General features: G+C 67.3%; 8 protein-coding genes. 3 read left to right on the top strand and 5 right to left on the bottom strand.

What is annotated here, in order from left to right:
- Positions 1-14: 14 nt before the first annotated feature.
- Together AB4061_RS10125 and apbC are read right to left on the bottom strand one after the other, a co-directional pair.
- Complete coding sequence (locus tag AB4061_RS10125) at positions 15-587, bottom strand: DUF3305 domain-containing protein (RefSeq protein ID WP_441633297.1); 573 nt, start codon at positions 585-587, stop codon at positions 15-17.
- 5 nt (positions 588-592) lie between these two features.
- Positions 593-1,681 carry an iron-sulfur cluster carrier protein ApbC gene (gene apbC, locus AB4061_RS10120; RefSeq protein WP_441633295.1) on the bottom strand — a complete coding sequence of 363 codons (1,089 nt, stop codon included), beginning with the start codon at positions 1,679-1,681 and terminating at the stop codon, positions 593-595.
- Positions 1,682-2,009: 328 nt separating this feature from the next.
- On the opposite strand from apbC, the gene AB4061_RS10115 reads away from it, so the two are divergent.
- From AB4061_RS10115 to AB4061_RS10105, 3 genes are all read left to right on the top strand, one after another.
- Positions 2,010-2,642 carry an OmpA family protein gene (locus AB4061_RS10115; protein ID WP_441633293.1) on the top strand — a complete coding sequence of 211 codons (633 nt, stop codon included), beginning with the start codon at positions 2,010-2,012 and terminating at the stop codon, positions 2,640-2,642.
- 325 nt (positions 2,643-2,967) lie between these two features.
- The gene (metG, locus tag AB4061_RS10110; protein ID WP_441633291.1) at positions 2,968-5,037 is read left to right on the top strand and encodes a methionine--tRNA ligase; all 2,070 of its coding nucleotides are present in this window, start codon (positions 2,968-2,970) and stop codon (positions 5,035-5,037) included.
- A gap of 140 nt (positions 5,038-5,177) precedes the next feature.
- Positions 5,178-7,046, top strand: coding sequence for a SulP family inorganic anion transporter (locus AB4061_RS10105; protein WP_441633289.1), 1,869 nt, complete (start codon positions 5,178-5,180; stop codon positions 7,044-7,046).
- Here the strand turns inward: AB4061_RS10105 and bamE are convergent.
- The 3 genes from bamE to AB4061_RS10090 all read right to left on the bottom strand — a co-directional run bounded on the left by bamE (position 7,043) and on the right by AB4061_RS10090 (position 13,668).
- A complete protein-coding gene (gene bamE, locus AB4061_RS10100; protein WP_441633474.1) occupies positions 7,043-7,585 on the bottom strand; it encodes an outer membrane protein assembly factor BamE domain-containing protein in 543 nt (180 codons plus the stop codon). The genes AB4061_RS10105 and bamE overlap by 4 nt on opposite strands.
- A 67-nt stretch (positions 7,586-7,652) precedes the next feature.
- Complete coding sequence (locus AB4061_RS10095; RefSeq protein ID WP_441633287.1) at positions 7,653-11,726, bottom strand: translocation/assembly module TamB domain-containing protein; 4,074 nt, start codon at positions 11,724-11,726, stop codon at positions 7,653-7,655.
- Between the two features lie 85 nt (positions 11,727-11,811).
- The gene (locus tag AB4061_RS10090; RefSeq protein WP_441633285.1) at positions 11,812-13,668 is read right to left on the bottom strand and encodes an autotransporter assembly complex protein TamA; all 1,857 of its coding nucleotides are present in this window, start codon (positions 13,666-13,668) and stop codon (positions 11,812-11,814) included.
- Positions 13,669-13,838 lie beyond the last annotated feature (170 nt).

The raw sequence follows: 13,838 nt of genomic DNA, 5'->3' as shown, positions 1-13,838 counted from the left end.
GCGGCCTGCCTGCATCAGTAGCGCGCCCTGTCCTCCGGCGCCTTGAATGATTCCGGGCGGCGGCGTTTCTTGGGCTCGGGGTGGTAGTACTGGGCCACGTAGGCTTGCAGCCACTCCTGCTGGTCAGGGGCCAGCGGCACGTTCTCGACGGTTTCGCCGGCGTCGAGCCAGCGTCCGGCCTCGTTGTAGGACAGTGTCACCGTCACCGGCACCGGCAGCGGCTCGCCGTCGCGCGACGTCGGCACGGCAGCCTGCCCGCCCTCCTCTGCCATGCGCCACAGCACGAACCAGCAGGGCGCGGTGGAAGTGAGGTTGAGGTAATAGCCCTCGGCCTCGTCGCGGAACAGCGTGACGGCGTAGCCCGGGTACAGCCAGCGCGCGCCGTGTTCGTCCTGCGCCAGGCAGTGGGGCACGGCGCCGAATTCGCCAAGATCCGGCAGCACGGCGCCGAGTTCCCATTTCCAAGGCTGCCAGCGGCTGGCCAGCGGCACGCGGTGCATCACCACGGCCATGGTCACGCCGGGCCGGCCGGCGGGCACGGCGTCGGGGGCCGGGTTGCCTGCAGCGGAGTCGGCTGGCGTGTCCATGGGGATCAGGTGTTCTGCACCACGATGCTGGGGAACTTGCTGGTCATATCGCGGGCGCGGTCGGCCACCTTGATGGCCACCTTGCGCGCCATGGTGCGGTACAGCTCGGCGATCGGGCTGTCAGGATCGGACACCACGGTGGGCCGGCCGCTGTCGGCCTGCTCACGGATCGAGCGGTTAAGCGGCATGCTGCCCAGCAGGTCCACGCCGTAGTCCTCGCACATCTTCTCGCCACCGCCCTCGCCGAAGATATGCTCGACGTGGCCGCAACTCGGGCAGCAGTAGACAGCCATGTTCTCGACGATGCCGAGGATGGGGATGCCCACCTTCTCGAACATCTTCAGGCCCTTCTTGGCGTCCAGCAAGGCGATATCCTGGGGAGTGGTGACGATGACAGCACCCGTCACCGGGACTTTTTGCGACAGCGTCAGCTGGATGTCGCCGGTGCCCGGCGGCATGTCGACGATCAGGTAATCGAGATCGTGCCAGTTGGTCTGGCGCAGCAACTGCTCCAGCGCCGAGGTCACCATCGGCCCGCGCCACACCATCGGGTTGTCCTGCTCGATCAGGAAGCCGATCGAGTTGGCCTGCAGGCCATGGCCTTCGAGCGGCTCCATGGTCTGGCCATCGGACGACTCGGGGCGGCCATCGATGCCCAGCATCATGGGCAGGCTCGGGCCGTAGATGTCGGCGTCGAGCATGCCCACGCGGGCACCCTCGGCGGACAGCGCCAGCGCCAGGTTGACGGCGGTGGTGGACTTGCCCACGCCGCCCTTGCCCGACGCCACGGCGATCACGTTCTTGACGCCCGGCAGCAGCTTGACGCCGCGCTGCACCGCATGGGCCACGATTTTCATGCTGACGGCCACGTTGGCATTGGCCACGCCAGGCAACTGGCGCAGCGCATCCACCACTTGCTTGCGAATCGGTTCCAGCTGGCTCTTGCCGGGATAACCCAGCTCCACTTCCAGCGACACATCGCCGCCTTCGACCCGCACATTGCGAGCTGAACGGGTGGACACCAGATCCCGGCCCGTGTTGGGGTCGATCACGGTGCGCAGGACTTCGGTAACCTGGTCGACGGTGAGGCTCAAGACAATCTCCGCTACTGAATATGGGAATATGGGGGAAGGCGCGTACTGTATCAAAGTATGAGCGAAGTGCGGCGCAAGGGTAACGTGAGGGTAACGCGAGGGCGGCAGGCCCATGATCCGCACGTGGAATTACACGCACTTACAACTGTCACAGCAACAGGCTTGTGCACCCGGCATCATCTCCTTATTGTAGTGCGCCAGGAACGCGAGCCCGGTGAATACGGTCCAGGCCCTTGTATTCGGGTGTCTTCCGCGTTATTTCTAGCGGTGTTGCGCGCACCACGTCAAAATCAGCCAAAACAAAACGCTTCGTCCTGAAGGAGAAAGCATGAAACTCAAGCTCGTCAGCCTTGCCATTGTCGCCACCCTTGCCGCGGGCTGCGCCACAGAACAAGGCACCCAGACCGCGGTCGGCACTGGCGTGGGCGCAGCGGTCGGCGCCGGCCTGGGCAACCTGATCGGCGGCAATACCACCGGCACGCTCGTCGGCGCGGCGGTCGGCGGGGCCCTGGGCGGGGCCACGGGTTACAACTGGAACGCAATCCGCGGCAAGCTGAGCAAGGACACGGCGGGCACGGGCACGCAGATCACCGAGCAGCCGGACGGCTCGCTCAAGGTGAACATCCCAAGCCAGGTGACCTTCGATACGGACAGCGCCACCATCAAGCCGTCGTTCCGCTCGGTGCTCGACCAGGTCTCGCAGACCCTTGCCCAGCAACAGGACGTCTCCGCCACCGTGGTAGGCCATACCGACAGCACCGGCAACCCGAACTACAACATGCAGCTGTCGCAGCGCCGCGCCCAGAGCGTCGCGACCTACCTGGGTGACCGAGGCGTCGCCCGGCCCCGCCTGGCAGCCGAAGGACGGGGCCAGACCCAGCCGGTTGCGGACAACGCCACCGAGGCCGGGCGCGCACAAAATCGCCGGGTCGAAATTTATTTGAAACCAATTCAGAGATGATGCGGTCATAGAAATAGGTACCGCTTGTCACCGTTGCTGGCTCGCGATGGGTGGCTGACCTCCCGGGCGGTACCTGATTTCTCCTCCTTTTCCGTTGTGGAAAGCTGCGCCGGCTCTGACCGGCGCTTTTTTTGTCCTCAGCTTATTGAGTGCGCTTTGCGTCACTAAATTCGAGCCAAAGCACGCTCTTCCCGCCACGCCCCCGCGCAGTGCACGCGCTGCCCGCCCCGCTTGTTAGAATAGCCCTCTCACGGTGCCCGCCCGACCTTGGTGGCGACGCCCCCCCGCCTTTCCGTCCACCCCCCTCCTGACCGGCAATTTTTCCATGACCGCACGTCGCATCCTCGTTACTTCTGCCCTGCCCTACGCCAACGGCCAGATCCATATCGGCCACCTGGTGGAATACATCCAGACCGACATCTGGGTGCGCTTCCAGCGCATGATGGCGAACGAGGTCTACTACGTCGGCGCGGACGACACGCACGGCACCCCGGTGATGCTGCGGGCCGAGAAGGAAGGCATAACGCCCAAGCAGCTGATCGATCGCGTGTGGACCGAGCACAAGCGCGACTTCGACAGCTTCATGGTGTCGTTCGACAACTACTACAGCACCGACTCGGATGAGAACAAGCAGCTCTCCGAGAAGATCTACCTGGCGCTGAAGGCCGAGGACCTGATCGCCGAGCGCGAGGTCGAGCAGTTCTACGACCCGGTCAAGAACATGTTCCTGCCGGACCGCTTCATTAAGGGCGAATGCCCGAAGTGCGGCGCCAAGGACCAGTACGGCGACTCATGCGAAGTCTGCGGCACCACCTACGTGCCCACCGACCTGAAAAACCCGTACTCGGTGGTGTCGGGCGCCACGCCGGTGCGCAAGTCCTCTGCGCATTACTTCTTCAAGCTGTCCGACCCGCGCTGCGAAACCTTCCTGCGCGAGTGGGTGGCCGACCTGGCCCAGCCGGAAGCGGCCAACAAGATGCAGGAATGGCTGGGCGCCGAAGGCGAGGCTTCCACGCTGTCGGACTGGGACATCTCGCGCGATGCGCCCTACTTCGGCTTCGAGATTCCCGGCGCTCCCGGCAAGTATTTCTACGTGTGGCTGGATGCGCCGATCGGCTACTACGCCAGCTTCAAGAACCTGGCCGAAAAGAAGGGCATCGATTTCGACGCCTGGGTAGGCCCGCACTCCAGCGCCGAGCAATACCATTTCATCGGCAAGGACATCCTGTATTTCCATACGCTGTTCTGGCCGGCCATGCTGCGCTTCTCGGGCTACCGCACGCCCACCAACGTGTTCGCGCACGGCTTCCTGACGGTGGATGGCGCCAAGATGAGCAAGTCGCGCGGCACCTTCATCACCGCGCAGAGCTATATCGACACCGGCATGAACCCGGAATGGCTGCGCTACTACTTCGCCGCCAAGCTCAATGCCAGCATGGAAGACCTCGACCTGAACCTCGATGACTTCATTGCGCGCGTGAACAGCGACCTGATCGGCAAGTACGTCAACATTGCCAGCCGCGCCGCCGGCTTCCTGGTCAAGCGCTTCGACGGCGTGGTGGACGAGGCCGCTCTGGCCCACCCGCTGCTCAAGCAATTGCGTGAAGCCGCGCCGCAAGTGGCACAGTTCTATGAAGCCCGCGAGTACAGCAAGGCGCTGCGCCTGGTGATGGAGCTCACGGATTCGGTGAACGCCTTCGTCGACACGGAGAAGCCGTGGGAGCTGGCACGCGACGAAAGCAAGCGCGCGGCACTGCACGCTGCCTGCTCGGTCTCGCTGGAAGCCTTCCGCCTGCTCACCGTCTACCTCAAGCCGGTGGTGCCGCAGATGGCCGCGGGCGTGGAGCGCTTCCTCAATATCGAGCCGCTGGACTGGCGCGGCATCGACAAGCAACTCTCGGCCTCGCGCCCGGTGCAGCCGTACTCGCACCTGATGACGCGTGTCGATGCCAAGCAGGTCGATGCACTGCTGGCCGCCAACCGCGACTCGCTGCAGGCCACCGCGCCCGCCGGTGAAGCGGATGCCGCCGCTGCATCGATCGAGCCCATCGCCGACACCATCACGATCGACGACTTCGCCAAGATCGACCTGCGCGTGGCCAAGATCGTGGACTGCCAGAAGGTGGAAGGCTCGAGCAAGCTGCTGCAGCTCACGCTGGACCTGGGCGAAGGCAAGACGCGCAACGTCTTCTCCGGCATCCAGTCGGCCTACACGCCCGAGCAGCTGGTAGGCAAGCTCACCGTGATGGTGGCCAACCTGGCTCCGCGCAAGATGAAGTTCGGGCTGTCCGAGGGCATGGTGCTGGCCGCTTCGGCAGCGGATGAGAAGGCCACGCCGGGCCTCTGGATCCTGGAGCCGCACGAAGGCGCTGTGCCTGGCATGCGCATCGGCTGACCTGCCACAGGCGGTGAGGCGCGCCAGCGCCGAGCCGCCAATGCGCCATGGCGCATTGGCGCCGGCGCTGATTGACGCCACGCCGCCGGGAAGCTCATACTGCACCCATGCCCGACAGGGTGTTGATGGGATTTCCTGGCATGCCCGACAGCGTTCCCGGCCACGCCCCTTCTGGCACGCCAGCGCCGCCTGCTGGCGGCGGGCCACGCCTGCGCCAGCCCTTCCCCCTCGCCGCCTTCCACCCGCGCCTGCTCGACAGCCTGCGCGACTACCACCGCGCCCTCTTCTTCAAGGACCTTGCCGCCGGGCTCACCGTGGGCGTGGTGGCGCTGCCGCTGGCGATGGCCTTTGCCATCGCCTCCGGGATGCCACCGCAGGCCGGCCTGTTCACCGCCATCATCGCGGGCTTCCTGATCGCCGCGCTGGGCGGCTCGCCGGTGCAGATCGGCGGTCCCGCCGGCGCCTTCATCGTCATCGTCTACGGCATCGTGGCGCGCTACGGCGTGGCCAACCTGCTGATCGCCACCATCCTGGCGGGCGGCCTGCTGTTCGCCATGGGGCTGTTCCGGCTAGGCACCCTGATCCGCTTTATCCCCGTAGCCATCGTGATCGGCTTCACCAACGGCATCGCGGTGCTGATCATGGTCTCGCAGATCGCCGATTTCCTTGGCCTGCAAACCGGCAAGCTGCCTGGCAACTTCCTTTCGCAGATGCGTGTGCTGGGACGCTCCCTGCCCACGGTGTCCTGGCCCACGGTAGCACTGGCGGCCAGCTCGCTGGTAGTGGTGGCGGCCTGGTCGCGCCTGGCCCTGCTGGCGGGCAAGCGCTGGCGCCCTGTACCGACGATGGCGGCAAACCCGGCAAATCCGGCAAGCCCGCCCGATGCGCATGGCCGCATTGGCCGTGCGCTGGCCATGGTTCCAGGCACAGTGATAGCGCTGGTGCTAGCCACCGCGGGCAATGCCCTGCTGCACTTGCCGGTGGAGACCATCGGCACGCGCTTCGGCGGCATTCCGCAGGGCCTGCCGCCGTTTGCGCTGCCACAACTGAGCTGGCAACTGGTCCAGCAACTGGTGGCGCCCACGCTGACGATTGCCCTGCTTGGCGCCATCGAATCGCTGCTATGCGCGCGCGTGGCCGACAGCCTGATCGACGACCGCCACGATCCCAACCAGGAGCTGATGGCGCAGGGCATCGCCAATATCGTCACGCCGTTCTTCGGCGGCCTGCCGGCCACGGGCACCATCGCCCGCACCGTCACCAACGTGCGCAGCGGTGGGCGCACGCCGGTGGCGGGCATGATCCACGCCGCCACGTTACTGCTGATCGTGCTGGTGGCGGCGCCACTGGCCAGCGCCATCCCACTCGCCACGCTGGCCGCCATCCTGCTCTACGTGGCGTGGAACATGGGCGAGTGGCATGTGTTCGGGCTGACGCACCTGAAGCGCTACAGCAACAACTACCGCATCATCCTGCTCGGCACCTTCGTGCTGACCGTGGTGTTCGACCTGACCGTGGCGGTGCAGGTGGGCCTGGTGCTCGCCTGCCTGTTCTTCATCTACCGCATGGCCGCGCTCACGCAGATCGAGGCGATCACGCCGGCCGCGCTGCCCCCGGCGGCCGACGGCAGGCCGCTGCCGGCCGGCGAGGTGGCGGCCTATCACATGACCGGCGCGCTCTTCTTCGGCGCCGTCAACAAGGTGGAAGCGCTGATCGACCCCCGCGACCGCACGCAGCCGGTACCGGCGGTGCTGATCCTCGACGTGGGCAAGCTGGTGGCGCTGGACACCACCGGGCTGGACACGCTGGACGCATTGCGCAAGACGCTGGCGCGGCGCGGCGGCACGCTGGTGATCTGCGCCGCGGCAGCACAGGTGATGTCGCTGATGCGGCGCGCGGGCTTCCTGGAACAGATGGGCACGGCGAACTATTGCGACACGCTGGCCGCAGCCTGCGCCAGGGCCGGCGTGTTGCTTGCCGAGCGGGCCGAGCGGCCCGCGGCAGGCTAACCGCCCTGCAGCCTCTCGTCGCTGCGCGAGGTGTGCGTCACCTTGCCGTCGGCGTCGAAATGCACGTTGAAGAACGCCTTCTCCTGCGCGCTTTCCCACCAGCGGTAGCCCCACACCTCTTCCTTCTTGAGCGCGAACGCTTCCACCTTGGTCGGCTTGCCGACCAGGCGGCGGATATCGTCGCGACTCATGCCGGCGCGCACGCGCGCGAAGTTCTCCGCGGTCAGCACCTGCTCGATATTGCGCACCTTGCCATCGGCGCCGATCGTCACCATCCAGGTGGTGGCGCCTTCCGGGCCGCGCGGGTATTCCAGCCGGCGGCCGCCGTCCTCCTCTTCCCAGGTGATCTCCGGGCGCCCGGCCTGTTTGCGCACGTCGTCCTCGCTGGATTCGCCCGCCACGATGCCCTTGAACAACTGGCTGTCGGGCTTGACCGAGTTCCAGGTGGCGTGCGCGGTATCGCCCGCCTTCTTCATCGCTTCGTCGACCTTTTGCTGGTCGCACCCGAACAGGGCTAGCACGGAGGAAATCAGTCCCATGGCGGCAAGGCGTCGGTAAGACGCGGCAGTGGCGGAGTTGGGCGGCACGCAGATCATGGTGCGTGTCTCAGGGCTGCGCGGGCGCGGCTGCGTCCGTTGCATTGCTATCGGCATCCTGGCTGGCATCGGTCTGGCTCCTCGCGGTTCCGGCGCGGTTGGACGCGCCCGTGAACAAATTGCCCCAACTGTCGAAGCGGCGGTTAAACAGCACAGAGAGCCCGTTGATCGAGCCGCCCTTGGCAATCAGCGACCAGCGCCGCGAGAATGCCCAGGTCATCTTGACCACGTTGCTGGCGCTGGTCAGGCTCTGCTCATAGCCCACCGAGATCTTCTCGGTCACGGCCTTGCCCACGCTGACCACCTGCTGGTCGTTGAGGCCGGCCGTGCTGGGCCCGATCGAAAACTCGTCGATGCCCAGATGCTGCACGATCCCCTTGCCCGCGCGCCCGCCCAGCATGCCCAGCGCGGCACCACCCAGGGCCCCCGCACTCAGTTGCTGCTGCTGTCCGGCCGCGGCGCCTTCCGCGCCGTAGCCGAACATCAGCCATGACAGCTTATCCTCCTCCGGCACATTCGGCTCGGACACCAGCTTGACGCGCGGCAGGCGTACCGTGCCGGTCACCTCCACCCCCGCCTCCACTTCCTGGTTGCGGCGCATGGCGCGGATATTGAGGTTGGGATTGTCCACCGGCCCGTTGAAATTGACGATGCCGCGCTCGATGTTGAGCTTGCGCCCGAACGCTTCATAGGTGCCGTCGGTCACGCGGATGGTGCCGGTGGCGCGCAGCGGCGTCAGCGGGGCGCTGCGCACGCCAAGCTGCCCGCCCAGGCGCAGGTCCGCGCCGGCCCCGCGGAAGCGGAAATTGTCGCCAAGGTCGAGCGTGAGGTCGATCAGCGGGCTGAAGCGGCTGGCCGGCTTGGCCTCCGGCACCGGCGTGGCGGCGGTCTTGATCTCGCGCTGGTCGCGGCGGCGCACCACCACTACGTCGTCGCCCAGCTCCGGAGCGCCGGCCTTGGGCAGGTCGAACAAGCCGCGATCCACGCGGAACTTGCCGCGGATCACGATCTGGCGGTTCTCGTTGGCGATGCTGGCATCGCCGGAAATGATCAGCGTGCGCTCGGGGCTGGCAAAGAGCTGGAGCTTGTCGGCCACGATCTTGCCCGTCAGGTTGGGATCGGTGTCGCCCAGCTTCACGTTGCCGGTGGCCACGATCTTGCCGTCGCCGCCGCGGAACTCCACCTGCTTGAGCTCGATGGTGTTCTGGTCGAGCGCCACGTGTACGATGCCATCGGTCAGCTGGATACCCAGGTCGTAGAGCGTGATGGCGATGCCGGTGCCGTCGATATTGCCGGTAACCAGGGGCTGCCCGACGCTGCCCGCCAGTTGCAGGACCGCCGCCAGCTTGCCATCGAACGCATACTGCGGGCCGCTCAGCGCCTCCAGCGACTTGATCTTCGGCACATCCAGCGAGACCTTGCCCGCCAGCGTGGAAGCCGGCGTCACCGTCATCAGGCCCTGCTCCTGGATCAGCCCGGCGGACGCGTCTACCACTACCTTGCCGACCCGTGCGGCCTCGATGCCGCCTTTCAGGTTGACGCGGCTGCCGGCAAACTCGGCGCGCAGCGCGGTTTCGCCCAGGCCCAGCGCGGTGTAGCCCCGCCCGGCGCTCACCGAGACGTCGCCGCTGCGCCGGCGCAGCTCGGCAAAGCCGGAGGCAGACTCGGCCAGCGTGATATTCCAGCGGCCGTCCAGCACCAGGTCCGAGCGCACCGGCGGCGCTTCGCCGGTCAAGGCCTCGGCCAGGCGCAGCACGTTGGCCACCTGCAGGCCATCGAGGTTGCCCTGGGTGCGGATGCGGCCGTGGTCGAAATCGAAGCTGTCCACGGTCACGCGGGCGCGCTCGAACTGCAGGCTGGCCGCGCCGAGATGCACGCGCTGGTCCGCCACCTGCAGCTGCGTCGGCGCGATCAGCCGCACGTTGGCCGTGCCGCGCTCCTCGAGCGTGCGGATGGTGCCCTTCCAGCCGGCCGCCCCCTGCCAGGCGCCCTGCCCCGACAAGGCGAGTTGCATCGGCTTGTCGTGCAGCGCGCCGGCCACCTTCAGGTCGAAGGCGTGGCTGGCCTGGGTGCCGCTGAGCGAGGCATCGAGCGTGCGCAGCGTGGCGACCGGGCCGCGATAGTCGCGGGCGTTCAGTTTCAGCGCGAGCGTGCCGTTCAGCCCCCCGCGCAACTCGGCGCTGCCGCTGGCGCTGGCTACGTGGTGCGGGCCCACCACCAGCGACAGCGCGGCATAGCTGGCCACGATCTCGGGCCGCGCCAGCGTGCCGGTGATGTCCGCGTCGAGCTTTAGCACACCGGCCACGCCGAACTTGAGCCGCTCGAGCTGCGGCGCGTCCACATGCACTTTCAGGCGGTCGCCGCGCGCGCCAAAGCTGCCGTTGATCTGGGCCTGGTTGCCTGCCATCTCCAGCGTGGCCTGGCTCGGCAGCAAGCGCTCGCCGGCCAGGCGCAGCTTGCCCTCGCCACGCATCGGCAGCCCCGCATAGACGCTGTCGCGCACCGCGAAGTCCAGCGCCACGCGGTGCTCCGGCGCTAGCGTGCCGCTGGCGGTGAAGTCCGCATTGATGCGGCCGGGCGCCACCTCGGCCACGCGGGCCGGGTCGAAATTGATCAGCTTGCCCTTGAAACTGAAGGGCTGCGTGTCCTTCAGCGACAGCTTGCCATCGGCGTTGAGCGTGCCCGCGCCGATGCCGGCGCGCAGCGAGGTCAGCGTCACCGCCTCGCCATCCAGATGCGCATCGGCAAAGAGCTTGTACTCGCCGCCGGCCAGGTCCAGCGCCACGCTCTGGCGGCCGGGCTCCATCCGCAAGCTCACCGGCCCGGACAGGCGCACGCGCTTCAGGCTGCCATAGAGGGCCTGCGGGTCGAGGTCGCGCACGTCGATGTCGAAGCCGCCGCGGCCATCGTGCAGCGCACCGCCGCCGCTGATCTCGCCGCCGCCGGCCAGCGCCACGTGCAGGTCGCGCACCATCTGCGCCGCCTCGCCGACCTCGATATGCGCTTGCACCGATTCCACCGGCAGGCGCTCGGCGTCGAGCTTGCCGGCCTCGTGGTTGACGATGCGCACGTCGCCCGCCACGCGCAGGGACGCGTTGTCGTGGGCGCTGCCAGGCTTGGCAGCGGGAGCGGAGGCCGGCGTGGCGGCGCCATCCACCGGGCGCAACTCGGCCTGCACGGAGAGATTGGCGCGCGGCGCCGACGGGCTGAACAGGCGCGGGTTGATGTGTTCGCCATTGACCAGCACATGGGTAAACGGCACCTTGCCAAACGGCGTCAGGTCCGCCTCGGCACGGCCGCGCAGGCGATCGCCGCTGGCCTCGGCTTGCGCATGCAGGGCGGCAAGCGAGCCGCGCACATTGGCGCTGATGCTAAAGGATTCCTTCTGCCAGCTGCCCTCCAGCAGCGCGGCGCCGTTCAGCGCAAACGGCGCCTGGCCGGCGATCTGCGCATTGGCGGCCAGCTTGCCGTACGGCGTGACCAGCCGTTCCACGCTGATGCGGTGGCGTCGCCCGTCGGAATGCAGTGAGCCCGCCAGGTCGCTAAACACCATCTCGCTGGGCGTGGCCGGCGGCCCTTGCAGCAAGGTCAGGCGGTCCAGCGTGAGCGTATCCACGTCCACCGCCAACGGCAGGTCGAGCGATTTGGGCAAGGAGGCGGGCGCGCTGTCAGGCTGCGACGGCGGCAAGCGCAGCGTGACGGCGCCCACGCGCAGCGCGCTGACATGCAAGCGGGTCGGCGACCAGCCAAGCGCCCAACTGCCGTCGACACGGTCAATCGTCACCCGTGTCTCGCCACTGGCAAACACCACATCGCGCAACCGCAGGCCATGCGCCACCGTGCCGCCTTCGAGCTTGCCAGACAACGCGCCTGAGGACAGGCGCGTGGCCAGCGACCACAGCTGGCGCGTGCCGGCCTCCGTACGCAAGGCCTGCACCACCGCCGCAAGCCCCGCCAGCACCAGCAGCAACAGCACCACGACGCACCACGCCAGCCAGCGCCCGAGGCGCGTGCGCCGCGGCCGTGCCGGCCCGGGCGGAACATCGCCGGAGGCGGGAACGGGAGGCATGTCGGGAATGCTCATGTGGCAAATACCCTGCAACTGCGTTCATGGAGGCCGCCGTGCTGGCGGCGGGGCCGCATCGTCATCGTCATCGTCAGAACAATCATCAGAACGCGACTCCCAGCGAGATATGCGGGCGGAACTGCTTTGCCTGGATGCCGTAGCCCACGTCGAGCTGCACCGGCCCCACCGGGCTGCGCCAGCGCGCGCCGATGCCCACGCCGTTGTAGAGCTTGACGCCCGTCAGGTTGTCGGTGGCGGTGCCCACGTCCCAGAAGATCGCGGCGCCCCAGTCATGCAGGAACCAGTACTGGTATTCCAGGCCCGCCGTGCCGAGGTACTTGGCCGGCAGCACGCTGGCGCCGTTGCGGGTACCGATCGACTGGTAGCCGTAGCCCCGGATCGAATCCGTGCCGCCCGCCCGGAAACGCAGCGAGGCGGGGATCTTGGTGACGTCGCCGTTGGTGATATCCGCGCCGAGCTCCAGCCTGGCCACCACCAGGTCGCGCTTGCCCACGGGCACGTACTGGCGGATACGCCCGTACAGGCGGAAGAAGGTTTCGTCGCTCAGCATGTGCTTGGCGGCCACCCCCACCTGCGTGTTGATCACGTTGCCGCGGCGCGGGAACACCGGGTTGTCCACGTCGCGCCGCGTCCAGGCAAAGGCAGGCACCAGCGCCCGGCTCAGCTGGTTCGCCTCGCCGAAGGGCTGCAGGTTGTCGTAGTAATAGTCGAGCGAGATGGTGGTGTCGTACTTCTCGCGGGAGCGGGACCGTTTCAGGCCGGTGCGCAGGCTGGTCAGGTCGGTGCTTTCGAGGTCGATGGTGCGTTCGTAGCTGGCGTAGGCACTGTTGCGGTACGTCCTGCTGTCCGGCGGCATCGCGATCTCGCCGAACGCGTACTGGCGCTTTTGTTCGATGCGCGCTTGCGAGTCGAACAGCCAGGCGCGGTTGAACAGGTTGTAGTACGAATACCGGCCTTCGACCTGGGCGCCGGTATCGGTGGTATAGCCCACGCCGGATGACAGCCGATTGACGGGATACTCCCGCACCCGGACGTACACCGGCACGGTGACCTTGTCGGCGCGCATGTCGGCCTTGGGCTCGGCGACCCGGTCCGGATTGGTGTCGACAATCTTGCCGTCCTCCGTCGATTCCTGCTCGCCAAGGTCGATCTGCACATTGGAGAAGTACGGCTGGTTCTGGATCGCGCGCTGGAACTCCAGCAAGCGCTCCACGCGGTACGGCTCACCCTCGTACAGCGGATTGACGTTGCGGATGATCTGCTCGGGATAGCGCCGCAGCCCGCTGATCTTCAACGGCCCCATGCTGTAGGCCGGGCCGCTGGCAAAGTGCGCGCTCAGGTCCGCCGCGTGCTCGTCCGGCTCGATGCGGGCTTGCGAGCCGGTCAGGCGGGCGCCATAGTAGGTATTGCTCTGCAGCGCCACCAGCGCATCTTCCTTGGCCTTGTCCCAGTCCGCCTGGCGAAACGGCGCGGCTACCGGCAGGCCCCACTTGGCCCTGATTTCGGCGATCCGCTCCGGCGACTGGCTGGCGGCCGGGCCGGTCACATTCACGTCAACGGCGCGAATCACCGTGCGCGCGCCCAGTTCCACCGTGATGTGCACGGTCCGCTCGTCGCCGCTGCCGTCCACCTTGGTGGTGGTCTGCGGATCGAAATAACCCTCGGTGGAAGTGAACTGGCGGACCTGCTCGCCCACCGTCTCGACCATGTAGTTGAACTGGTCGGGCGAGATATCGTCGCGGGTGCGGTAGCGCGACAGGTCCAGGTGGTCCTGCAGGATTTCCTTGATCGGCTTGGGCGCGTCTACCTCGACTTTATAGGCGGCGGCAGCGGGCCACGCGGATAGCATCAGGGCCGCCAGCAGCGGGTGCATCAGGCGGCGCAGCACGGCCGGCGCCACCGGCAGTCCGCCGGCAGGGGCGGCAAGGCCGGCGGGCATGGTGCACGGGGTCCCTGGGTCCATCCTCATCGATTGATGCACGTCGCGCAAAGTCGATATTTGACCACACCCGCGCGGCCGGCCTGTGCGGCGCCGCCAAAAAGACCGGCGCGACTGTCACCACAGCCGTCGCCACAACCGTCGCCGAAGGCTAGGCACGGGATGAAAAC

It is taken from the genome of Cupriavidus sp. YAF13, assembly GCF_052113425.1.
Taxonomy (GTDB): Bacteria; Pseudomonadota; Gammaproteobacteria; order Burkholderiales; family Burkholderiaceae; genus Cupriavidus.
Note: the sequence above shows the minus strand (reverse complement) of the source record. Positions and strands in the feature narration are given on the sequence as shown.

Bases quoted from the DNA above. Each gene is read 5' to 3' on its own strand.
- AB4061_RS10105 (WP_441633289.1), top strand. From the start codon at position 5,178: ATGCCCGACAGCGTTCCCGGCCACGCCCCTTCTGGCACGCCAGCGCCG.
- bamE (WP_441633474.1), bottom strand. From the start codon at position 7,585: ATGGGACTGATTTCCTCCGTGCTAGCCCTGTTCGGGTGCGACCAGCAA.
- AB4061_RS10095 (WP_441633287.1), bottom strand. From the start codon at position 11,726: ATGAGCATTCCCGACATGCCTCCCGTTCCCGCCTCCGGCGATGTTCCG.
- metG (WP_441633291.1), top strand. From the start codon at position 2,968: ATGACCGCACGTCGCATCCTCGTTACTTCTGCCCTGCCCTACGCCAAC.
- AB4061_RS10115 (WP_441633293.1), top strand. From the start codon at position 2,010: ATGAAACTCAAGCTCGTCAGCCTTGCCATTGTCGCCACCCTTGCCGCG.
- AB4061_RS10125 (WP_441633297.1), bottom strand. From the start codon at position 587: ATGGACACGCCAGCCGACTCCGCTGCAGGCAACCCGGCCCCCGACGCC.
- AB4061_RS10090 (WP_441633285.1), bottom strand. From the start codon at position 13,668: ATGCCCGCCGGCCTTGCCGCCCCTGCCGGCGGACTGCCGGTGGCGCCG.